16 protein-coding genes and 1 pseudogene are annotated in these 22,104 nt (G+C 71.6%); 4 read left to right on the top strand and 13 right to left on the bottom strand.

Going from position 1 to position 22,104, the window contains the following annotated elements:
- Positions 1-78 precede the first annotated feature (78 nt).
- The 8 genes from C1703_RS25690 to C1703_RS25655 are packed head-to-tail and all read right to left on the bottom strand — an operon-like array spanning position 79 to position 15,550.
- The gene (locus tag C1703_RS25690) at positions 79-285 is read right to left on the bottom strand and encodes an MbtH family protein (RefSeq protein ID WP_114255069.1); all 207 of its coding nucleotides are present in this window, start codon (positions 283-285) and stop codon (positions 79-81) included.
- A 23-nt stretch (positions 286-308) separates the two neighbouring features.
- Complete coding sequence (locus C1703_RS25685; protein ID WP_114255068.1) at positions 309-1,283, bottom strand: TauD/TfdA family dioxygenase; 975 nt, start codon at positions 1,281-1,283, stop codon at positions 309-311.
- Positions 1,280-3,019 (bottom strand): non-ribosomal peptide synthetase, encoded by a 1,740-nt coding sequence (locus tag C1703_RS25680; RefSeq protein ID WP_114255067.1) that lies wholly within the window; start codon positions 3,017-3,019, stop codon positions 1,280-1,282. Before C1703_RS25680 ends, C1703_RS25685 begins: the two co-directional genes overlap by 4 nt.
- Positions 3,016-3,834: a hypothetical protein gene (locus C1703_RS25675; RefSeq protein WP_114255066.1), complete on the bottom strand. Its 819-nt coding sequence runs from the start codon at positions 3,832-3,834 to the stop codon at positions 3,016-3,018. The genes C1703_RS25680 and C1703_RS25675 overlap by 4 nt, the downstream gene beginning before the upstream one ends.
- Before the next feature lie 7 nt (positions 3,835-3,841).
- The gene (locus C1703_RS25670; protein WP_114255065.1) at positions 3,842-5,131 is read right to left on the bottom strand and encodes an MFS transporter; all 1,290 of its coding nucleotides are present in this window, start codon (positions 5,129-5,131) and stop codon (positions 3,842-3,844) included.
- Positions 5,128-5,874 carry an alpha/beta fold hydrolase gene (locus tag C1703_RS25665; RefSeq protein WP_114255064.1) on the bottom strand — a complete coding sequence of 249 codons (747 nt, stop codon included), beginning with the start codon at positions 5,872-5,874 and terminating at the stop codon, positions 5,128-5,130. Before C1703_RS25665 ends, C1703_RS25670 begins: the two co-directional genes overlap by 4 nt.
- Before the next feature lie 12 nt (positions 5,875-5,886).
- Positions 5,887-6,900, bottom strand: coding sequence for a guanitoxin biosynthesis L-enduracididine beta-hydroxylase GntD (gene gntD / locus C1703_RS25660; RefSeq protein WP_114255063.1), 1,014 nt, complete (start codon positions 6,898-6,900; stop codon positions 5,887-5,889).
- On the bottom strand, positions 6,893-15,550 hold the full coding sequence (locus tag C1703_RS25655) for a non-ribosomal peptide synthetase (protein ID WP_269803215.1): 8,658 nt from the start codon (positions 15,548-15,550) through the stop codon (positions 6,893-6,895). Before C1703_RS25655 ends, gntD begins: the two co-directional genes overlap by 8 nt.
- Positions 15,551-15,849: 299 nt before the next feature.
- Between C1703_RS25655 and C1703_RS25650 the strand changes: the two genes are divergently transcribed.
- Positions 15,850-16,116 carry a hypothetical protein gene (locus tag C1703_RS25650; protein WP_114255061.1) on the top strand — a complete coding sequence of 89 codons (267 nt, stop codon included), beginning with the start codon at positions 15,850-15,852 and terminating at the stop codon, positions 16,114-16,116.
- Positions 16,113-16,505: a PIN domain-containing protein gene (locus C1703_RS25645; RefSeq protein ID WP_114255060.1), complete on the top strand. Its 393-nt coding sequence runs from the start codon at positions 16,113-16,115 to the stop codon at positions 16,503-16,505. The genes C1703_RS25650 and C1703_RS25645 overlap by 4 nt, the downstream gene beginning before the upstream one ends.
- Before the next feature lie 199 nt (positions 16,506-16,704).
- Here C1703_RS25645 and C1703_RS25640 read toward each other — a convergent pair whose 3' ends face one another.
- The 3 genes from C1703_RS25640 to ychF all read right to left on the bottom strand — a co-directional run bounded on the left by C1703_RS25640 (position 16,705) and on the right by ychF (position 18,947).
- Entirely contained in the window at positions 16,705-17,109 is a 405-nt protein-coding gene (locus C1703_RS25640; RefSeq protein ID WP_114255059.1) for a hypothetical protein, read from the bottom strand.
- Between the two features lie 249 nt (positions 17,110-17,358).
- Positions 17,359-17,670, bottom strand: coding sequence for a hypothetical protein (locus C1703_RS39050; protein WP_157993164.1), 312 nt, complete (start codon positions 17,668-17,670; stop codon positions 17,359-17,361).
- A gap of 188 nt (positions 17,671-17,858) precedes the next feature.
- Entirely contained in the window at positions 17,859-18,947 is a 1,089-nt protein-coding gene (ychF, locus tag C1703_RS25635; protein WP_114255058.1) for a redox-regulated ATPase YchF, read from the bottom strand.
- A gap of 171 nt (positions 18,948-19,118) precedes the next feature.
- On the opposite strand from ychF, the gene C1703_RS25630 reads away from it, so the two are divergent.
- Positions 19,119-19,703: a DUF6542 domain-containing protein gene (locus C1703_RS25630; protein WP_114255057.1), complete on the top strand. Its 585-nt coding sequence runs from the start codon at positions 19,119-19,121 to the stop codon at positions 19,701-19,703.
- 68 nt (positions 19,704-19,771) lie between these two features.
- Here the strand turns inward: C1703_RS25630 and C1703_RS25625 are convergent, their stop codons facing one another.
- Together C1703_RS25625 and C1703_RS25620 are read right to left on the bottom strand one after the other, a co-directional pair.
- A complete protein-coding gene (locus C1703_RS25625) occupies positions 19,772-20,518 on the bottom strand; it encodes an ROK family protein (protein ID WP_114255056.1) in 747 nt (248 codons plus the stop codon).
- 69 nt (positions 20,519-20,587) lie between these two features.
- On the bottom strand, positions 20,588-21,613 hold the full coding sequence (locus C1703_RS25620) for a 4-hydroxy-3-methylbut-2-enyl diphosphate reductase (protein ID WP_114255055.1): 1,026 nt from the start codon (positions 21,611-21,613) through the stop codon (positions 20,588-20,590).
- Between the two features lie 103 nt (positions 21,614-21,716).
- On the opposite strand from C1703_RS25620, the pseudogene C1703_RS25615 reads away from it, so the two are divergent.
- A pseudogene (locus C1703_RS25615) lies at positions 21,717-22,040 on the top strand (amino acid permease); the annotation flags it as partial.
- Between the last annotated feature and the right edge of the window lie 64 nt (positions 22,041-22,104).

Here is a 22,104-nt window from a genome sequence, read left to right as displayed (position 1 = left end):
CCGCCCACCGCAACGAGTTCCGGACACCGGCCACCGGCCCTCGATCGCTTCTCGAGCGCCTCTCGGGCGGGGCTGTCGTCACGGGTGGGCCGCGGCCAGGCTCCGGGGGCGCATGTCCGTCCAGGTCCGCTCGACGTGGTCCAGGCAGGAGGCGCGACCGGCCGGACCGTGCGCGATGCTCCACCCTGCGGGCGGAGCGAAGCCGTCCGGCCACAGCGAGTACTGGCCCTCGTCGTTGCGCAGCACGAGGAAGGTGCCGTCCTCGTCGTCGAAGGGGTTGCCCATGGGTCCTCCAGGGATGGTCGGGGTCAGGTCATCGCGACGAGGACGCGGCGCTCGCCGGTGAAGGGCTCGCGGCCGTGTGCCATCCGCGTGTTGCCGACGAGCATGATGTCGCCCTGCCTCCAGGGCAGTGCGAGTGAGGCACGGTCGTAGGCGGCGCGGATCGCTGCCAGGTCGGCGTCGGGGATGGGACTGCCGTCGCCCAGCAGGGCGTTGCGCGGCAGGCCCTCCTCCCCGTACGTCTCCAGGAGCACTTCGCGCAGGTCCGGCTCCAGGCTGGAGAGGTGGAAGAGGTGCGCCTGGTTGAACCACACCTCGGCCCCCGTGCCGGGGTCGACGGCGGTGGCCGGGCGGTGGTGGCGGGTGTGCAGGACGTCGCCGTCCCAGGAGAACTCCTGGCCGTGCGTGCGGCAGTGGCGCTCGACGTCGGCGCGGTCCTCGGTCTGGAACGCCTCTTGCCAGCTCAGCCCCATGTCAGCGCGGAACGTGCGGGTGTAGACGACCCCCTTGGCGAACCGCTCCCTGACCCCGGCCGGGATCAGGTCGAGGACCACGCGGCTGTCGGCGATCGGCGTGGCCCCGCCGGTGGTCGGCGCGGTGTGGCAGAAGAAGTGCACCGCGGACGGCCAGCTGACCGCGTACGAGCTCTCGTTGTGCATCGGGATGGGCTGGTCGGCGGGGTACTCGGTCGAGGTGTAGATGTTCCCGGTGACCACGCTGCGCGGGGTGGACCGCTCGGTGTAGCGCAGCAGGTCGCCGCCGACGGACCGGACGACGTCGTGGAAGCCGGCGACGCCGTCGCCGTCGGTGGACAGGCCGTGCAGCAGAATCAGCCCGTCGGTGGCGAGGCGCGCGCGCAGGTGCGGGCCGTGGGACCGCACCCAGTCGGGGCCCGCGTCGCCGAGCGGTTCCAGGTCGTACTCGGCGCCAAAGGTGAGCCCTTCGCCGCGGAGCCGGGGGGTGATCCCGCCGAGGGGGGTGAGCGTTACGGACCCGGTCACTTCGGTGCTCCTTCGGCGAGGGACGGGGCGGCGTCCGGCTGAGCCGCGAGGATGCGGCGCACCGTGCGTTCGCGCAGGACGGTGGTGAGGTCGAGGCGGATACCGGCCCTGCGGGCACCGGCGACCAGCTTCAGCGCGGTGATGCTGCTGCCGCCGGACGCCAGGAAGTCGGCGTCGGCACCGATCCCGGGGACCCCCAGGGCCTGCGCCAGCAGCGCGCACAGCAGCGTCTCGGCCCGGCTGCGGTCACCCGGCTCGTCGCCCTCGGCGGGGGGTTCGGGCAGCGCGGCCCGGTCGAGCTTTCCATTGGGGGTGAGCGGCAGTTCGGGCAGGGCGACGAACGCCACCGGCACCATGTACGGCGGCAGTGCCTCGGCCGCGTGCCGCGCCAGGGCGGCGGCGTCGGGCGCGGAGCCCGGGCCCGGGGTCACGTAGGCGACGAGCCGACGGGCATCCGTCGCGCCGACGGCGACGACAGCGCAGTCCCGCACGCCCGCGTGGCCGCGGAGCACGGCCTCGATCTCACCCGGCTCGATCCGGTACCCGGAGACCTTCAGCTGCCCGTCCGCGCGCCCGACGTACTCGAGGTCGCCGTCCTGGCGTTCGCGCACCAGGTCGCCCGTGCGGTACATCCGGGAGCCGTCGGCGGCGAACGAGTCCGGGACGAAGCGCTCGCCGGTCAGCTCCGCGCGCCCGAGGTAGCCGCGCGCCACCTGCCGGCCCCCGATGTGGAGTTCGCCCACGGTGCCCGCGGCGACCGGTTTGCCCTCCGCGTCGAGCACGTACAGGCGTGTGCCGGCGAACGCCCGCCCGATGGGGACGGGCCCCGGGTCCACGGCGTCGCCGGGGTGGACGACGTACGCGCAGCAGCCGACGGTCGCCTCGGTGGGCCCGTACTCGTTGACCACCGTGACGTCGGGGTGCGCGGTGCGCCAGTGCCCGAGCGCGGAGCCGGTGAGCGCCTCACCGCCGATCACGAGCTGCCCGGTGGGCAGGCAGGAGTCCGGGAGCAGGCCCAGCAGGGGCAGATGCGAGGGGGTGACCTTGAGGAAAGTGGGGCGTGCCGTGGCGGGGGGCGCCGGCTGTTCCCCGGAGGCGATCGCCTTCAGGTCGAGGACGTGGATCGCGCCGCCGCTGACGAGCGGGCCCCACAGGCTGGTCACGGCCATGTCGAACGACACCGAGGAGTGCAGCACCGTCCGCCCGGCCAGCCCGTCGTAGCGGGCGCGGGCCTCCGCCAGGTAGGCGCCGAGCGCGCCCTGCTCGACCAGCACGCCTTTGGGCCGGCCGCTGGAGCCGGAGGTGTAGATGACGTAGGCCGGATCACCGGCCCGCACCGGGGCCGGGTCGAACGGACGGGCGGGCGCCTGCGCCTCGTCCGGGGTGAGGGTGCGCCCGTCGTCCGAGGGATGCTCGGCCAGCAGCAGCGCCGCGCCGCAGTCATCGAGGACGTGCCGGTTCCGCTCCGGCGGGTCGTCGTCGGCGAGCGGTACGTAGCCCGCCCCCGTCAGCACCACCGCGAGGAGCGCGGCGACCAGTTCGGGGCCGCGCGCCAGCCGTACGGCCACCAGCGTTCCCGGGCCCGCGCCGCGCGCGGCCAGCGTCCGGGCGATACGCCCGGCGCGCAGCTCCAGTTCGCGGTACGTCCAGACGCGGTCGCCGTGCACGACGGCGTCGGCGTCGGGCCTCCGCCCGGCCTGGTCGAGGAAGGCGTCCCGCAGGGCGAGGGGCATCATCGGCTCGCCTCCTGTTCGCGGAGGAGGGCGGCCAGCGCGGCGGCGACCTGCGGGGATTTCAGCAGCTCGGCCCGGGCGACGTCGAAGCCGTGCTCGGTGTCGGTGAAGTCGGCGCCCCGGTGCTCCCGGGAGGTGAGCGAGGCGGCGGTGCGCCAGTGCGGGGCGGGCGGCACGTCGCGCGCCGCCGTCAGGTAGGCCAGGTAGGAGTGGAGAACGCTGACCAGCTCGGCACCGAGCGAGGCGTCCACGCCGAGCCGTTCGCACAGCAGGTCGCAGCCCTTGCGGTACAGGGCGGCGTACTGCTCGGCGACCGGGACCAGCGCGTCGGGAGAGTGCGCCCGCTGGATCGCGGTCATCTCGGCCAGCAGACCGGCGCGCTCCTCGTCCGTGAGGACGTCCATGCCGTCGATGAGGCCGCGGAAGTCGCGGGTGAGCGTGGCGACGTCGGGTACGCCCGGGTTGAACAGCACGACCTGCGGCCGGTGGCCCTCCCGTTCGCCGAGTGTGTCGGCGAGGGCCGAGGCGAAGACGCCGCCCGCGCAGTAGCCGACGAGGGCACGCACCGGCCGTCCCGTGAGGACGGTGCCGAGTCCCTCGGTCCACCGGCGCAGATGGCCCGCGCCGGTCGCGGCGGACCAGTCGCCGTCCGGGGCGGGCGGGACCGCGTGCCAGACCTCGACCGGGTCGGGGAGCAGCTCGCACAAGTGGCGGAAGGTGGCCTCCTGGCGGCCCGTTCCGTAGAAGTCGACGGCGAGTACGACGCCGGGTGTGTTCCCCGCGCGGATGCGCGACCAGTTCGCCGCGTTCTCGGGCACGATCGGTTCACTCCTCGGGTTCGGCTTCGACGGGTGTGGTGCGGTCGACGGGTGCGGCGGCGGCCGGCTCGCTGTTCGGGGCGTCGAGTGCCAGGGTCCGCCGGCGCAGGACGGTCATGACGGCGGTCGCTGCGGCCACGGCGAACGCGAGGGCGACGGTCCGGGCGGGGCCCTGGGAGTCGAGCAGCACACCCGCTGCGGCGCTGCCCGCGGCGAACCCGCCGTTGTTGGCCGTGGACACCCAGGTGTTGGCCTCGGTCGGGGCGGTCCGCGACGCCGTCACCAGGTCGTTGACCAGCAGGTAGGCCGTGGTGAACAGCGGGGCGAGACACAGTCCCACCAGGAAGGCGAACGCCCCGGCCGGTACGGGGCTCTCGGTCAGGCACAGCGGCAGCACCGTCAGGGTGAACCCGGTGACCAGCACCGCGAACCGCCGCACCGGTGCGGAGCGCCAGCCGATCCGCCCGTAGGTGAGGCCGCCCACCGCGCTGCCCGCCGACAGCAGGGCCAGCAGGACGCCGCCCGCGCTGGGTGAGCCCGCTTCGTCGGCGATGAAGGGCAGCACGACCTGCAACACCCCGACGACCAGGCCGACCCCGCCGAAGGACAGCACGATCGTGCGCATGCCGGGCAGGGCCATCGGCCGGCCGCGTGGCCGGTCCGCGTCGGGGTCGTCCGAGGCGGGGGCAGCGGCGGTCGCGGCGGACAGCACGAAGCACACGGTGCCGGCCGCGATGAGCACCATGACCGTGATCATCGACGCGAGCGGCGCGGCGACCGCGATCAGACCGCCCGCCAGCAACGGGCCCACGGTGAACACCACTTCCTCGGTGACCGAGTCGAGGGCGTAGGCGGTGTGCAGCAGGGGCTGGCGGGCGTGCAGGATCCTCGCCCACAGGACGCGCATGGTCGGCCCGAGCGGCGGCGCGAACACGCCCGCGACCGCGGCGGCGACGAGCAGCGCCGCCGTGGGCGCCCCCGCCTCGGCCAGGGTGATCAGCGCGGCGAGTCCCAGCAGGTAGGGGACGGTCAGCCAGATCAGTCCGGTCCGTGAGCCCTTGCGGTCGATCAGCCGGGCGCGGGCGGGCGCGAACAGGGTGAGGGTGGCCGACAGCGCTCCGGAGGTCAGTCCGGCGACGGCGAAGGACCCTGTCGCGTCGCGGACCGACAGCAGCAGCGACAGCGGCAGCACGGCGAAGGACATGCGTGCCAGGCAGCTGCCGAGGAACGGCGAGCGGGCCTCGCGCACGGCCAGTACCGCGAGGTAGGCGGGTCTGGCCTCGACGTGCGTGGTCATGCCACCACCTCGGCGAGGTCCGCGGCGACGTGGGCGAGGAGGGCCGCGCGGTCGGTCTCCACGAAGTAGTGGCCGCCGGGCAGGACGACGACCTCGCAGTCCCGCGCCGTGCACGCGCGCCAGTCGAGGGTGGTCCGCCAGTCGGTCCCGTCGTCTCCGGCGCCGACGTAGACCTTCAGCGGCAGGTCGAGCGCGCGGGGCCGGGGGCGGTGGTAGCGGTCACCGGCGGCGATGTCGGCGACCAGGGCCGGCAGCACCGCTTCCATGAGTTCCTCGTCCAGCAGGGCGTCGTCCCAGGGCCGTTCGTCCCGGAGGGTGGCGGCCAGCTCCTGCTCGGTCGCGGGACCGGAGCCGTCCGGTGGGACGTGCGGGGGACGGCAGGCCGCGGCGATGAGCAGGCTCGGGGAGCGGCCCCGCGCCGCGAGCCGCGCCGCCAGTTCGTACCCCAGCAGGGCGCCCATGCTGTGCCCGAGGACGACCGTGGGCAGGTCGCTGGGCGGCAGCGCCGCGCACAGGTGCCCGGCGGTTTCCTCCAGGGTGGCCGGGGGCGGTTCGGCGAACCGGTCGCCGCGGCCCGGCAGATGCGCGGTGAGCAGCTCCACTCCGGAGGGCAGCGCGGCGGGCCAGTCCTTGAAGACGGCCGCGGTGCCGCCCGCGTACGGCAGCGCGCAGAGCCGCACCCGGGGCGGGCCGTCGCAGCCGCCGCTGTACCAGGGGTTGAGGCGGATGAGCGGGAAGTCCATGGCGGTCGTCCCTCACACCAGCAGCGAGGTGGCCGACTGCCGGGCGGACCGGGAGCGGCGCAGATCGCGGGTGATGTTGACCCGCTTGAGCCAGCGGTCGCGGCCGTCGTAGGCGGCGGCGAAGGGCTTGCGGCCGTGTACGGCCTGGTAGTTGTCGACGAACAGCATCGAGCCCGCGGCCAGGGCGACGTGCTGCAACGCGTCCTCGATGAGCGCGGCGATGGCGTCGTACGCCCGCCGGGCGGCCGCGTCTCCGGGGGCCGGGCTCATGTAGGCCGGGTCGATCCGCAGGTACGGGTCGTCGGGGTCGCCGAACAGGACGGCGACGCGCTCCGGGGCGTCGTCCATCTCGGCGATCGCCGAGAACCGTTCGGGGGACTGCGCGCCCGCCGCGTTCTGCTCGGGCGTGTGCGATGTGTCGGGGCGGATCAGGTAGCGCGGTTCGAGGAGCGTGGCCCGGTCCCCTGGGGCGAGCCGGGACAGGTCGGGCCAGCCCAGGGTGGTGACGGCGCGCTGGTGATTGCGCAGGCACAGCAGGCCCACGTAGTCGCAGCGGAGCGGGTGGAACGCGTCCTCGGTGTGCCACAGCAGTTCGGCCTTGCTGCTGGAGCCCATCTGCTCGGTCTCCTCGCCGGGGATGGGCAGCACGTCGTGGACGAGCCGGCCGTTCTGCTGGGTGGCCCAGGCGAAGGCCTCGCCGAGCAGGGCCGCGTGCAGCAGGAGCAGCAGTTCCTGGTTCCGGGTCCGCTCGGGGGCCGGGGTGGGGCGGGTCACGGGAGTCGGTCCGATCCGGTCGTCGTCGATGCGGAAGCCCGTGACGACGAGGGCGCGCGGGCTGTCGTAGAGCCGCATCCCGGTCAGCTCGGTGCGGATGCGCAGCGGCAGTTCCTGCGCGGCGAGCCGGGTGCGGTGCAGCAGCGCCACGGTGGAGTCGACAGGTACGTCGGACAGGGTGTGCAACAGGGCGTCGACCTCGGTGTTCTCCTCGTCGGTGAGCGCGAGGGTGCGCAGCTGAAGGTCAGTCATGGTTCTCCTCATCGAGGGCTGCCGCCAGCGCGGCGACGGTCTGCTCGCTCAGCAACTGCCGGACGGTCAGCCGGACTCCGGCCCGACGGCACCGGGCGACGGCCCGGATGGCGAGGAGGGAGTCCCCGCCCAGGGCGAAGAAGTTGTCGTGCACGCCGACCTCGGCCAGGCCGAGCACCTGCGCCCACGCGTCGGCCAGGGTCCGTTCGAGGCCGGTACGGGGCGCGGTGGCGGCGCTGTCGCCCTGCCGGGCGGCGCGGCCTGCGGTGACGAGCCCGCCGAGTGCTCCCCGGTCGAGTTTGCCGGTGCCGGTGCGGGGCAGCGCGTCCACCTCGACGATCCGCGCGGGCAGCAGCTGGGCGGGCAGTCGTTCGGCGAGCCAGGCACGCAGCCCGTCGGCGGCCGGGCCCTCTTCGGTCGTACGCCGGTGCCGGGTCGGCGCGTTCGTCAGCCGGGCCGACGGTTCGGGCGCGGGGTGGGGGACGAGCAGCGGACGGTCGTCGTGGAGGCCCTGCCGGACCAGCAGGACGTCCATCGCGCCGTGCGGATCCGCGGCGGCCCAGCTGACGCTCACCCGGTAAGGGGTGGAGTTCTCCAGCGTCCACAGGTCCTCGGGGTCGACGGCCGTCGTGCGTACGGGCAGGTCGAGCAGCTCGTTGTCGCGGGTCAGGCGGTCGTTGGCGACGCCCCGCACGAGCAGGGCGTCCGGGCCCCTGTGGTCGAGGAGGGCGGACAGCGACGCCAGGTCGTGGACCTGTTCGCCCCAGGTGACCACCTCGGGCCCGGGAGCGGCCGGACGGTCACCCACGTGCAGCACCACGTCGTAGCGGTACAGGCTCATCTCGTTGCGGTGCCGTCCCCGGCGGGGCAGGATCTCGACGCCGGTGACGCGGGGCGAGCGGGCGGCGAGCGCGGTGAAGTACTCGGGGGAGATCAGCAACTCGCCGTCCAGCGCGGCGAGTTCCCCGGCGGCGCGGGCCACGTCCTGCGCCGATGCGCCGGGATCGGCGTGTGCGAGGGCCTGGCGGGCGTAGAACTGCGGGGCGAGGGCGAGGTTGCGGACGTCTCCTACGAAGACGCGCCCCTGGTCGGCCGTGGCGTCGACGGCGCGGTCCAGGACGGCGTCGAGGTAGTCACGGTCGGGGAAGTACTGGACGACCGAGTTGATGACGACGAGGTCGGTGGACGCGGCGTCGACGCCGGTGAAGTCGGTCGCCTCGCGGTGGTGCAGCCGGGCATGGCGCGCGGGGCGCCGGCGCAGTCCTTCCCGGAGCCATTCCACGGCGGGCCGCGAGAAGTCGGTGCCGGTGTACTCGGCGACGTGCGGCAGCAGCCGCCACATGAGCAGCCCGGTGCCGCAGCCGATCTCCAGGACGCGCTTGGCCGGCCCGTCCAGGAGCCGGACGACGGTGGTGTCGACCCACTCCCGCATGTGCTCGGCGGGGATCGGCGCACCGGTGAGGCTGTCGTTCCAGCCCTTGATGTTGAAGGTGAGTTCGCCGTCGGCGGCGTCGACGTGGGTGGTCTCGAAGACGGCGTTCCAGTCCTCGACCTGGGCGCTCTGGTCACCGTCGGCCGAACCGCCGTGCCGCGCGTGGGAGTCGAGGGCGACGAGGGCGATCAGCCGGGCGGTGCCGTCGTCGTCGGCCACGGTGACGGCGGCTTCCTTGACGGCCGGGTGGTGGGTGAGGACGGCTTCGATCTCGCCCGGTTCGATGCGGAAGCCGCGCAGTTTGATCTGGTGGTCGGTGCGTCCGAGGTATTCCAGGGTGCCGTCGGGCCGCCAGCGGGCGCGGTCGCCGGTGCGGTACAGACGGCTGCCGGGGGTGTCACCGTAGGGGTCGGCCACGAAGCGCTGCGCGGTGAGGGACGGACGGTTGACGTAGCCCCGGGCCAGCCCGGGACCGCCGAGGTAGATCTCGCCGGCGACACCGATGGGCACCGGCCGCAGCCGCTCGTCGAGGAGACGGACGCGGACGCCGGGCAGCGGAGTGCCGATGACGGGAATGTCGACGGGGCCGGACAGATCGTGGCAGGTCGCGTCGACGGTCGCTTCCGTAGGGCCGTACAGGTTGAAGACGCGGGTGGCGGCGCCCTGTTCGCGCAGTGTCCGCCACAGCGTCGCGGACACCGCCTCGCCGCCCACCAGGAGCGTTCCCGGCACCCGGTCGCCCTCCAGCAGCCCGGCCTCGATCAGCATGGCCAGATGGGACGGGGTGACGTTGAGGACGTCGATCGCGGCCCGCCGCACCAGACCCACCAGCGCCTCCGGATCGCGGCGCACGTCCTCGGGCGCGATGTGCAGGGTGTGTCCGGCGACCAGCCACAGGAACTGTTCCAGTGACGGGTCGAAGGTCATCGCGGTGGTGTGCGCGACGTTCCGCCGGGGCCCGCCCTGTGCCATGTGCCGCACGTGGCTCAGAAGGTGGTGCAGGGAGCGATGCTGGACGGTGACGCCCTTGGGGGCGCCGGTGGACCCTGAGGTGTAGATGATGTACGCGGCCTGGTCGGGGTGGAGGCGGGGCATCGGCGCCGGGCCGCCGGCCGGGGCCTGTCGCGGGTCGAGATGGACGCGGCCGGGATCGGCGGGCAGGTCGCGGGTGATGACGACGGGGGCCGCGACCTCGTCGAGGACATGGGCGACGCGGCCGGCGGGCCACTCCGGGTCCAGTGGCACGTAGACGCCGCCTGACCGCAGGACGGCCAGGAGGGCCACGACGCTGTCGGCGGAGCGCGGCAGGCACACCGCGACCGGCGTCTCGGCGACCACACCGCAGCGCAGCAACTGACCCGCCAGGGCGGAGACGCGGCTGTCGAGCTCGGCGAACGTGAGCGTCGTGTCCCCGTCTGCCAGCGCCGGCGCGTCCGGTGTCGCCCGCACCTGGGCGGCGAAGGCGTCCGGAACCGTCTCCGTATCCGGCTCCGTCTTCGTATCGGTATCGGTATCGATATCGGTATCTGTCTCCGTCTCCGTCTCCGTATCCGTATCCGTTCCAGGAGCGGTTTCGGACGTGTGCCGCGGCCCGGACCCGGCCAGCAGGCGCAGACGTTCGGCATCGTCGCTCAGCGGCAGGTCGCCCACGCGCAGGCCGGGGTCGTCCGCCGCCGCGCCGAGCAGGGTCAGGTAATGCCGGACCAGCACGTCCATGCGGGGCCGGTCGAACAGGTCGGGACAGTACGTCAGCACGCACCGCTTCCCGTCCCGGCCCGAAATGACGTCGAGGGACAGGTCGAATCGGCTGGTCACACCGCCGAAGCCGAGCGAGACGCAGTCCGTGCCGTGCAGGACGAGCTTCTCGTCGGGAGCGTCGAGGAGCTGGAAGGTGACCTGCACGAGTGGGTTGTGGCTGAGGTCGCGCTCGGGCGCGAGCGTCTCGACCAGCGTCTCGAAGGGCAGGTCCTGATGGGCGAAGGCGCCCAGCGCGGCCTCGCGGACCCGGTCGAGCAGCTCGCGGAACGACAGCTCCGACGGACAGCGGACCCGCACGGGAAGGGTGTTGACGAAGAAGCCGACCAGGGGTTCGGTCTCGGCCCGGGTGCGGTTCGCCGCCGGCACACCCACGACCACGTCGTCCTGGCCGCTGTAACGCGCCAGCAGTACCTGGAAGGCGCCGAACAGCGTCATGAACAGGGTGACACCCTGCTCCCGGCCGAGTGCTTCCAGCCGCGTGACCAGCGGCGCGGGCAGCGGGAACTCGACGGTCTCGCCCCGGTGGGACTGGACGGTGGGGCGGGGATGGTCCGCAGGCAGCCGCAGCACCGCGGGCGCGCCGTCCAAGGCCCGCTTCCAGTAGGCGAGTTGCTCCTGCTGCACCGGGCCCGTCATCCAGGCTCGCTGCCAGACGGCGAAGTCGGCGTACTGGATGTCCAGTCGAGGCAGTTCGGCGGGCGTGCCGGTGACGCATTCCCGGTACAGGCGGCCGAGTTCGTCCACCAGGACCTCGACCGACCAGCCGTCGGAGACGATGTGGTGCATGGTCACGACCAGCACATGCTCGTCGTCCGCCGGCCCGGCCACGGCCACACGCATCAGCGCGCCGTCCGCCAGCCGGAACGGGATGCGCGCCTGAGCCGCCACCAGGTCCCGCACGCCCTCCTCGGTCCGCTCGGCCGGCTCGATCCGCACGACCTGCGCCGCGCGCCGCGCGACCGGCGCGTCAGGCGGCGAGACGACCTGGTAGGGCACGCCGTCCCGTTCGACGAACGCCGTCCGCAGCGTCTCGTGTCGCTCGACCAGCTTCCGCAGGGCCCGCTGCAGCGCGTCCAGGTCGAGGGGGCCGCGGACCCGGTAGGCGTCGCACATGGTGTAGAAGTCGCTGCCGGGCGTCAACTGGTCGAGGTACCAGAGGCGTTGCTGCGCGAACGACAGCGGCAGCGGCCCGCTCCGGTCCACCGGCTCGAGGGCCGGAGCCCCCTGGCCGAGGCCCTTGCCCTGTTCGGCACGGACGCGGGCAGCCAGCTCCTCGACCGTCGCGGCGTCGAACAGCACCCGCAGCGGCACCTCGACGCCGAGCAGCTTCCGGATCCGGGCCATCACCTGGATCACCAGCAGCGAGTGCCCGCCCAACTCGAAGAAGTCGTCGTGCACACCGACCCGGTCGACGCCGAGCACGGCGCACCAGACCCGCGCCACGGCCTCCTCCACCGCGTCACGCGGCGCCACGAAGCGCACGTCCAGCTCCGGCCTGCCCGACTCGGGCACCGGCAGGCGCCCGCGGTCCAGCTTCCCGTTCGACGTCAGTGGCAGCGCGTCCAGGACCACCACCGCCGACGGCACCATGTACGCGGGCAGCCGGCCCTGCGCGAACCGGCGGATGTCGGCGGGGCCGGCCTCGTCGGCACCCGCGGGTGTGACGTACGCGATCAGCCGCGCGTGCTCGTCGTCGATGACGGCGGCTTCCTTGACGGCCGGGTGGTGGGTGAGGACGGCTTCGATCTCGCCCGGTTCGATGCGGAAGCCGCGCAGTTTGATCTGGTGGTCGGTGCGCCCGAGGTATTCCAGGGTGCCGTCGGGCCGCCAGCGGGCGCGGTCGCCGGTGCGGTACAGACGGCTGCCGGGGATGTCGCTATACGGGTCGGCCACGAAGCGCTGCGCGGTGAGGGACGGACGGTTGACGTAGCCCCGGGCCAGCCCGGGACCGCCGAGGTAGATCTCGCCGGCGACACCGATGGGCACCGGCCGCAGCCGCTCGTCGAGGAGACGGACGCGCACGCCGGGCAGCGGCACGCCGATGACGGGAATGTCGACGGGGCCGGACAGATCGTGGCAGGTCGCGTCGACGGTCGCTTCCGTAGGGCCGTACAGGTTGAAACAGCGCGTACGCCGCTGGCCGCGCAGCGCCTGCCACAGCGACGGCGAGACCGCCTCACCGCCCACCATGACCATGGACGGCGCCCACGCCCCCTCCAGCAGCCCGGCGTCCGTGAGGAGTTCGAGCTGCGACGACGTCGTGTCGATGACGTCGATCCGGTGCTCCTCGACGAACCGGACCAGGGCCGAGGGATCGCGGCGCACCTCCTCCGGCACGATGAACAGCTCGTGACCGGCCAGCATCCAGCTCAGCTGCTCCATGGACGCGTCGAACGTGAAGGGCGCGGTGAGCGTCACGCGCAGCTTCCTGTCCCCGGGCGGCACGCTGCCGGCCCCGGCGCGGTGGGGCTCGTGGCCGAGGAAGGTCGCCTGCAGGCTGCTGGTGAGGTGGTTCAGGGAGCGGTGCTGGACGGCGACACCCTTCGGCGCGCCCGTCGAGCCGGACGTGTAGATGACGTAGGCGGCCTGGTCCGGGCGGATGTGCGGCGCGGTCACCGGACCGTCGGCCGGGGGCTGCCGCGGGTCGAGGTGGACGCGGCCGGGATCGGCGGGCAGGTCGCGGGTGATGACGACGGGGGCCGCGGTGTCGTCCAGGACGTAGGCCGTGCGGTCGGCGGGCCACGCCGGGTCCAGGGGGACGTAGACGCCGCCCGCCCGCATCACGGCCAGCAGGGCGACGACGCTGTCGGTGGAGCGCGGCAGGCACACCGCGACCGGCGTCTCGGGGGTGATCCCGAACCTGAGCAACGCCTGTGTCAGGGAAGCCACTCGAGCGTCCAGCTCGGCGAACGTGAGCGTGTCCCCGCCGCATGTCACCGCCCGCGCGTCCGGCGCCGCGCGCACCACCTCCGCGAACCGCCCCGGGACGCCGCCCGGTCCCCGCACCACCTCCGCGGACCGCTCCGGGACGCCGCCCGGTCCGGCCGGCGTCGCGTCCCGTTGCCCGAACTCGTCGAGGATCAGGCGCCGTTCTGCCTCGTCGGACAGCGGCAGATCGCCGATCCGGCGACCCGGGTCCGCGGCGGCGGCGCCGAGCAGCGTCAGATACTGGGCGGCCAGCACGTCCATGCGGGGCCGGTCGAACAGATCGGGGCAGTAGTTCAGGACGCCCCGGTACGACCCGTCGTCGGCCCGCTTGATGTCCAAGGACAGGTCGAACTGCGAGACGGCCTCCCCGACCGGGTACCGCTCCACCTCCGCTCCGGGCAGGACCGGCCGCGCCGCCGGCGTGCTCAGGAGCTGGAAGGTGATCTGGACGAGGGGGTTGTGGCCGAGGTCGCGCTCCGGTGCGAGTGCCTCGACCAGGGTCTCGAAGGGCAGGTCCTGATGGGCGAAGGCGCCCAGCGCGGCCTCACGCACTCGCTCCAGGAGGTCCCGGAAGGACAGGTCGGGGGCGCAGGTCACGCGCAGGGGAAGCGTGTTGACGAAGAAGCCGACCAGGGGTTCGGTCTCGGTGCGGGTCCGCCCGGCCGTCGGCACGCCGACCACGATGTCCTGGTGCCCGGCATGACGCGCCAGCAGTACCTGGAAGGCGCCGAGCAGCGTCATGAACAGGGTGACGCTCCGCTCCCGGCCCAGCTCCTCCAGAGCGGTGACCACCGCATCGGGCAGGGTGAACTCGACCGTCTCGCCCCGCTCGGACTGGACGGCGGGTCGCGGATGGTCGGTGGGCAGCCGCAGCACCGAGGGAGCCCCGTCCAGGGCCCGTTTCCAGTAGGCGAGTTGCCGTTCCTGCACCGGGCCGGTCATCCAGTCCCGCTGCCAGACGGCGAAGTCGGCGTACTGCACGTCCAGCGGGGGCAGTCCGGCTGCGTCGCCGGTGACGCACTCCCGGTACAGCCGGCCCAGTTCGTCCACCAGCACACCCACGGACCAGGCGTCGGAGACGATGTGGTGCGTGGTCACCACCAGCACGTGCTCGTCGTCGGCCAGCCGGGCCGCCACCACCCGCATCAGCGCGCCGTCCGCCAGCCGGAAGGGAGTCTGGGCCTCCGCCGCCACCAGCCCGCGCGCCGACTCCTCCCGCTCGGCGGGCTCCAGTGGTGTCAGGTCGACCCGGGTGAGGGCGGCCGCACGCCGGGCGCCCGGACCGTCAGCGGCATCAATGACCTGGTACGGCACCCCGTCCCGCTCGACGAACGCCGTCCGCAGCGTCTCGTGCCGGGCGACCAGCATCCGCAGCGCCCGCCGCAGCGCGTCCACGTCGAGGCGTCCCCGTACGCGGAAGGCGTCGCACATCGTGTAGAAGGCGCTGTCGGGCACCAGCTGGTCCAGGAACCACAGGCGTTGCTGTGCGAACGACAGCGGCAGTGGCCCGTCGCGCTCCACCGGCCGGAGCGCCGCCTCCTCACGGCTGTCCTGGCCGCCGGCGCGTTCGGCCCGCACCCAGGCGGCCAGCTCCTCGACCGTCGGCGCGTCGAACAGGGCCCGCAGGGGCAGTTCGACACCGAACAGCTTCCGCAGGCGCGCCACCACCTGGAGTGCCAGCAGCGACTTGCCTCCCAGGTCGAAGAAGCGGTCCCGCACGCCGACCCGGTCGACGCCGAGCACGGCGCACCAGACCTGCGCCACGGCCTCCTCCACCACATCACGTGGCGCCACGCGGGTGGCCGACCGATGGGGGACCTCATCGGCGTCGAGCACCAGACGATTGCCTGACAGGAGTGGCGCGATCAGGCCGAGAACCCCCGCCCCGTCGGGAATCCCGACGCCTGGATCGCCGATATGGCGCGTCAAATCGGCGTAGGAGACAACCGAATTCTCCAGCCTGCCGTCCGCGGATTCCGCATAAAGCAGGTAGGCGATTCCGAGCACGCTCCGCACGCCGCGCTCCGGCGAGCCGAGAGAAGCTGTCGGCGGCTCGCCTTCCAGGAAACAGACAGGACAATCGCCGGTGAATTCCGGAACGGCGGCACGGGTGGTGACCAGGACATCGGGGGCCGCGTCGGCGAGGATCTCGCGCAGCCGTCCGGCCGGGGCTCCGGGGTCGGCGGGCAGACACGCGGCACCCAGTTTGAGCAGCGCGCACAAGGTGGCGACGAGGTCGGGATCGCGCGGCAGGACCACCGCCACCAGTGTCGAGGGCCCGACGCCCGCGGCCGCCAGACGCGCGGCGATCTCCCCGGCCCGCCGATTCAGCTCCCCGTAGCCGGTCACGGCCCCCTGATACAGAATCGCACTCCGCTCCGGCGCGCCCACGGAATACCGTTCGAAGCTGTCTGCCGCTGGGTTTTTCCCGGCGAGTTCAGCGCCGTCATTCACCACGATGATCCCTCGCGCCGCCGGAAACAGGAAAATGCAAGGTGGACATTGAAAGCATCTGATGCCATTCGTTGCCATGATCTCTATCGGAGCAATGCCAAAAGAAGGCGGTTTCCGGCCATTAGCAAAACTTGGAAAACCCCGCATGCGACCACGATGTCCTCGTGGGACCCCTGACGAGCGTGCCGCACAGGGCCGGTACCGCGGCTGGATTTCACCCCTGCCGCGCAACAGCAGGCGGTGGCCCCCGCTTCCCGCAGCCCCGCGGGCCATCGAGTCGGCGAGGTCCTCCTCGCTGGATGCGCTCAGCCCTCCGCGCTCGTCTGCGCGTGATCCGTGCAACGACATCGAGGGCCATACCGCGCTATGGTTGATGTATGGCTACCAAGAAGGTGACTATCACTCTCGACGAATCCCTGGTCGAAGCCCTGGCCGGAGCCGCCGAGGAAGAAGGCATCCCCCTCTCCCGGCTCGTCGCCGGAGCAGCCGAACGCGAGCTGCGCCTGCGGGCCGGCCGGGCCGTCATCCAGGAGTGGCAGGCCGAACACGGCGCCTTCTCCCCGGAAGAGCTCGCCGCCGCCCGCGCGGACCTGGCCGCCGCCGACGCCGAGTACCTCAGCCGCTCGGGAGCCTCGGCCGCGTGAACATCCCCTACCTGTACGACACCGGGGTACTCATCGCCATCGACAACGACGACCGACGCATGTGGGCCCGCCACAGCCTGGCCCTCGAAGACGGCCGGGACATCCACATCCCGTCCGTCGTCGTCAGCCAGGCATGGCGGGACTCCCGCCGCCAGGTCAGACTCGGCAAGTTCCTCGCCGGGTGCCACGTCGTACCCGTCGGCCTCGAAACCGCCAAAACCGCAGGCATCCTCTGCGGCAAGGCCTGCACCTCCGACATCGTCGATGCCACCGTCGTGACCATGGCAGCCAGCCTCGGCGCCATCATCTGGACCTCGGACCCTGACGACATCCGCACCCTCATCGATGCCCAGGACATCAAGCCCGCCCCTGTCATACGTACCGTCTAGTCAGGCCCGCCCTGAGAACAGATCGACGGCCAGCAGTCCAACAGTCCAGCAAGTGGCGCTCGCTTTTCCCGCTACCCAGGAACTGAGCGGAGTCGTGCGGGGCGATAAAGGCCCCTCCTTCACTCGTACTTCATTCCAGTCGATTCCGGTTCAGGCTCGCCAGGCTTCCGATTCTCCTGTGCGAACTGCTCAAGTCCTTTCACTGCAACTCGCGCCACTCCCCCAGCTCTTCAAATGCTTGGGCCTGAGCGAACTTCTGCACAACTTCCCAGGCGTGATCGACACCTAGGACGAAGTCGCCCGTAAATGTCGTCGATTCGTCCATGACCGGGACGTCAACTGTCGCCTCCGGTGAAGTAGCGCCATCCCCCACGAGAAGGGACACGCTCGCTTCATACGTGAATAGATGGATAACAGCCTGATCACCGCAAAAACTCAAGGCCAACCGAGGGAATTCACTGTCGAGTATGCGGACTTCCAGATATCCCTCACCACGGGAGCGCAGTTCGCTGAAGTCCCGCCTCAGATCACTCATATCTGAGCTTTTCTCAACCGGATTGAACCGACCTGATCCCAGCGAAGTCATCGACCACACTGCATCCATCTCTTCACCTCCGAAATGGTCTCCATCACTTAGTGAGCGCTTGGTTCGCCTATCGAATAGTTCGAGGTGTTTTCCAAATCGGTGTCCCAGGAGAGGCTTTGCGCGGACCCCGGTGGGGCCGTAGCGCTAGGTGGTGTTTCCGTGCTCGTCGTAGATGTAGTTCTTGGCGCCAGTACGGGGCCGGGCCTCCGACAGCGGATGCGGAGCGGGCGGTGGCGCAGTCATTTGGGGACGGGATCCAGGCTTCGGTCAGGCGGCGATAGCCGTCGTAGGCGAAGCACTGGGTGTCCTTGCCGTTGGTTGACCGCGGTGGTCCCGGAGTGGGACCACTTCACAGGGAAGCAGCGCCGTGTGTTCTTGTCGACCGCCGACGTAGTCGATGCGGTTGAGGTAGCCGCCGCGGGTGCAGGCGGTGCCGTTGACCGTGGTGTCGGCGTTCTTGCCGTTGTCCTTGCAGGAGCTGTACTTGCGCTCGGTGTAGGACTCGGTGATCGAGAACCCTGCGGCCAGCGGGACCCGCTTGGGCAGAAAGCACGGGAAGAACGTGTGCTGCAGGTCCAACAGCCAGGGGCCAGGGCTACAACCTCGGCAGCACGGTAGGGATGAGCAGGGGTGATGACAGATGACGGGAGGTCAGAAAATCCAGCACCTATCCAGCACGGTAAAAACCAAGGGGCCTGACCCCGAAGAGTCAGACCCCATTTGACCTGCACGTTTGCCAGATCAGCGAAGTGGTGCTAAGTCACCGGCTAGACATTGAAGCGGAACTCCACCACATCCCCGTCCTGCATCACATAGTCCTTGCCCTCCATGCGGGCTTTGCCCTTCGCGCGGGCCTCCGCCACCGAACCCGTCTCCACCAGGTCGTCGAAGGAGATGACCTCCGCCTTGATGAAGCCCTTCTGGAAGTCCGTGTGGATGACGCCGGCCGCCTCGGGGGCCGTGGCGCCCTTCTTGATGGTCCAGGCGCGGGATTCCTTCGGGCCGGCCGTCAGGTAGGTCTGCAGGCCGAGCGTGCGGAAGCCGACGTGGGCGAGGGTGGCGAGGCCGGGCTCCTCCTGGCCGACGGACTGGAGGAGTTCGAGGGCCTCGTCCTCGTCCAGCTCGGCGAGGTCCGCCTCCAGCTTGGCGTTGAGGAAGATCGCCTCGGCGGGGGCGACCAGGGCGCGCTGCTCGTTCTTGAAGTCCTCGTCGGTCAGCTCGTCCTCGTCGACGTTGAAGACGTAGAGGAAGGGCTTCGTCGTCAGCAGGTGCAGGTCGTGGAGGAGTTCCGCGCGCTCGCTGCCCTGGACGATGCCGTGCGCGAAGAGCGTGTCGCCCTTCTCCAGGATCTCCTTGGCCTCCTCGACGGCCTTCACCTTCGGCGCGATGTCCTTCTTGATCCGCGACTCCTTCTGGAGGCGCGGCAGGACCTTCTCGATCGTCTGCAGGTCCGCGAGGATCAGCTCGGTGTTGATCGTCTCGATGTCGTCCTTGGGCGAGACCTTGCCGTCGACGTGCACGACGTTCTCGTCCTTGAAGGCACGGATGACCTGGCAGATCGCGTCGGACTCGCGGATGTTCGCGAGGAACTTGTTGCCCAGGCCCTCGCCCTCGGACGCGCCGCGCACGATGCCGGCGATGTCGACGAAGTCGACCGTGGCCGGGAGGACCCGCTGGGAGGAGAAGATCTCCGCCAGCTTGGTCAGGCGGGGGTCGGGGACGCCGACCACGCCGACGTTGGGCTCGATCGTGGCGAACGGGTAGTTGGCCGCCAGCACGTCGTTCTTGGTCAGGGCGTTGAACAGGGTCGACTTGCCGACATTCGGCAGACCGACGATTCCGATCGTGAGCGACACGTTGCGACTTCCCGTGAGTGGAGAGGGCCAGGAGGCCAGGGGACCGGCCGATCCACCAGTCTACGGCGTACCCGGAACCGACCCGGGAGGCGTATCGAACGCTTGGCCAAGCCTCGGCCCACGGCGTGTCTGACGGGCCATTCGGCATATTGAACGACCTAAGTTGGTGCGGTGGAGCAATACAGGACGCGACCTGCCCAGTACGGACCGCGACGTGACCGGCCGAGGCCGCCCCTGCCGCCCCAGGCGAAACGGGGAGCGGGCGGCGGGTCCGTGCGCACCGCCCGGCCGCCGGGCCAGCAGCGCCGTCCGGCGCCGGTACGGCGGCCCGCCCCCGCACCGGCACCCAGCCCCGGGCGGATGCCCAACCCCCGGCTGACCGGACTGGGCAGCGGGTTGTTCTGCGCGGTGGTGATGTTCCTGCTGGGCGCGCTGTGCGCCGCGTTGTTCGGGGCGTCGCTGACGGCGTACGGCGTGCTGTTCCTGCCGGTGTGCGTGCTGACCGCCCTCTGGGTGCGCCGGGGGGACCTGATGACCGCGCCGGTGGTCGTGCCGATCGCGTTCGCCGTGGGGCTGCTGCCGCTGGCGGAGGGCGACGGAGGGACCGGCGGCAGGCTGATGGGGCTGGTGACGGCGCTCGCCACGCAGGCCGGGTGGCTGTACGGCGGGACGCTGATCGCCGGGCTGATCGTGATCGTCCGGCGGATCAGGCTGGTGCACCGGCGGCGGACGGCCGGGGCCCGCCCGCCGATGTGACCACGCCGGGTCCTGCCGATGTGACCACGCCGGACCCCGCCTGTGTGACCACGCCGGACCCCGCCTGGCTAGTGTCCGGCCGCCCGCATCGCCGCGCCCACGATGCCCGCGTTGTTCTGCAGCTGCGCCGGGACGATCTCCGCCTTGATGCCCTCGATGTAGGGCAGGAACTTGTGGGACTTGCGGCTCACGCCGCCGCCGATGATGAACAGGTCCGGCGAGAACAGCATCTCCACATGGGCGAGGTACTTGCGCACGCGGTGCACCGCCCAGTGCTCCCACGTCATGTCGTGGTCCTCGCGGGCTTTGCTGGAGGCGCGCTTCTCCGCGTCGTGTCCCTCCAGCTCCAGGTGGCCCAGCTCGGTGTTGGGGACGAGGACGCCGTCGGCGAAGACCGCGCTGCCGATGCCCGTGCCGAACGTCAGCAGGATCACCGTGCCCCGGCGGTCGCGGCCGGCGCCGAAGTGCAGCTCGGCGATGCCCGCCGCGTCCGCGTCGTTCACCACCGTCACCGGCAGGCCGCCCAGCCGCTCGCCGAGCAGCGCCCGGGCGTCGGTGTCGATCCAGCTGTCGTCGACGTTCGCCGCCGTGCGGATCGTGGCCCCGTCGGTGACCACGCCCGGGAACGTGATCCCGACCGGTCCCGTCCAGCCGAAGTGGTCGACGACCTGCCTGACGCCGTCGGCCACCCCGTCGGGCGTGGCCGGGTGCGGGGTGAGGACCTTGTGGCGCTCCTGCGCCAGGTCGCCCTTGTCCAGGTCCACCGGGGCACCCTTGATCCCGGAACCGCCGATGTCCACACCGAAGATCTGCATGGCCCTACGTTACGACGAACGACTGACAGTCACAGGCCGGACAGCGGTGGCTGCCCGGCCTGTCCCCGATCACTCCCCGGAATCCTCACCGGTCCCGGCCCCGCCGCGCTCGGCGACCAGCGCGGCCGCCTCCTCGCGCAGGTCGCGGCGGAGCTCCTTGGGCAGGGAGAACGTGATGGACTCCTCGGCGGCCTTGACGATCTCGACGTCCTCGAAGCCGCGCTGCGCGAGCCACTCCAGGACCTGCTCGACCAGGACCTCCGGGACGGAGGCGCCCGAGGTGACGCCCACCGTGGAGACGCCCTCCAGCCAGGCCTCGTCGATCTCGTCGGCGAAGTCCACGAGGTAGGCGGCGCGGGCGCCCGCGATCTTGGCGACCTCCACGAGCCGCTTGGAGTTGGAGGAGTTACGCGAGCCGACCACGATGACCAGGTCGGACTCGGCGCCCATCTGCTTCACGGCCAGCTGGCGGTTCTGCGTGGCGTAGCAGATGTCGTCGCTGGGCGGGGAGATGAGCTGCGGGAACTTCTCCTTCAGGGCGTCGACGGTCTCCATGGTCTCGTCGACGGACAGCGTGGTCTGGGAGAGCCAGACGACCTTGGACGGGTCGCGGACCTCGACCTTCTCGACGTCGCCCGGGCCGTCGACGAGCTGGATGTGGTCGGGGGCCTCGCCGGAGGTGCCGATGACCTCCTCGTGGCCCTCGTGGCCGATCAGGAGGATGTCGTAGTCGTCGTTGGCGAAGCGGACGGCTTCCTTGTGGACCTTGGTGACCAGCGGGCAGGTGGCGTCGATGGTGGCGAGCTTGCCGCGCTCGGCCTCCTCGTGGACGACCGGGGCCACGCCGTGCGCCGAGAACATGACGATGTTGCCCGGAGGGACCTCTTCCGTCTGCTCGACGAAGATCGCGCCCTTCTTCTCCAGGGTCTGCACGACGTACTTGTTGTGGACGATCTCGTGGCGGACGTAGACCGGAGCGCCGTACTGCTCCAGCGCTTTCTCGACGGCGATCACGGCGCGGTCCACACCCGCGCAGTAGCCACGGGGGGCGGCGAGCAGGACACGGCGGCCAGGCGAAGCAGACATGCGTCCCATCGTAAGGCCGCGTTCGGCGGGTCGGAGATCGCGCCGCTGTGGAGTCCCTGGGAAGACTGACAGGGCGTGACGTGACGGACGGGATCCGTGGAGCGGAGGCAGGATGACCGAGACCGGGACGGCGGCCCCCGCGACCGGTGGGGAGCACGCCCTGCGGCGCGGTCTCGGCTTCCGGGACCTCGTCGTCTACGGGCTGCTGTTCATCGCTCCCATGGCCCCGGTCGGCGTGTTCGGCACGCTGGACGCCAAGTCGCACGGCGCGGTCGCGCTGGTGTACCTCGTCGCCACGGTCGCGATGGCGTTCACCGCGTTCAGCTACGCCCAGATGGTCCGGGTCGTCCCGCAGGCGGGCTCGGTCTTCGCCTACGCGCGCGTGGGGCTCGGGAAGGAGGCCGGGTTCGTGGCGGGCCGGATGGCGATGCTCGACCGCGCTGCTGTCGGCCCGCCCTGCCCCTACCCGGTCGGCTGATCGGGATTGTCGGTGGTGGCCA

Source organism: Streptomyces sp. Go-475, from assembly GCF_003330845.1.
Classification (GTDB): Bacteria; Actinomycetota; Actinomycetes; order Streptomycetales; family Streptomycetaceae; genus Streptomyces.
Note: the sequence above shows the minus strand (reverse complement) of the source record. Positions and strands in the feature narration are given on the sequence as shown.

Excerpts from the sequence above, each read along its gene's own strand:
- C1703_RS25620 (WP_114255055.1), bottom strand. The coding sequence starts at position 21,613 with ATGGGACGCATGTCTGCTTCGCCTGGCCGCCGTGTCCTGCTCGCCGCC.
- C1703_RS25665 (WP_114255064.1), bottom strand. The coding sequence starts at position 5,874 with ATGGACTTCCCGCTCATCCGCCTCAACCCCTGGTACAGCGGCGGCTGC.
- C1703_RS25670 (WP_114255065.1), bottom strand. The coding sequence starts at position 5,131 with ATGACCACGCACGTCGAGGCCAGACCCGCCTACCTCGCGGTACTGGCC.
- C1703_RS25680 (WP_114255067.1), bottom strand. The coding sequence starts at position 3,019 with ATGATGCCCCTCGCCCTGCGGGACGCCTTCCTCGACCAGGCCGGGCGG.
- C1703_RS25690 (WP_114255069.1), bottom strand. The coding sequence starts at position 285 with ATGGGCAACCCCTTCGACGACGAGGACGGCACCTTCCTCGTGCTGCGC.
- C1703_RS25640 (WP_114255059.1), bottom strand. The coding sequence starts at position 17,109 with ATGGATGCAGTGTGGTCGATGACTTCGCTGGGATCAGGTCGGTTCAAT.
- C1703_RS25655 (WP_269803215.1), bottom strand. The coding sequence starts at position 15,550 with ATGGCAACGAATGGCATCAGATGCTTTCAATGTCCACCTTGCATTTTC.
- gntD (WP_114255063.1), bottom strand. The coding sequence starts at position 6,900 with ATGACTGACCTTCAGCTGCGCACCCTCGCGCTCACCGACGAGGAGAAC.
- C1703_RS25650 (WP_114255061.1), top strand. The coding sequence starts at position 15,850 with ATGGCTACCAAGAAGGTGACTATCACTCTCGACGAATCCCTGGTCGAA.
- C1703_RS25625 (WP_114255056.1), bottom strand. The coding sequence starts at position 20,518 with ATGCAGATCTTCGGTGTGGACATCGGCGGTTCCGGGATCAAGGGTGCC.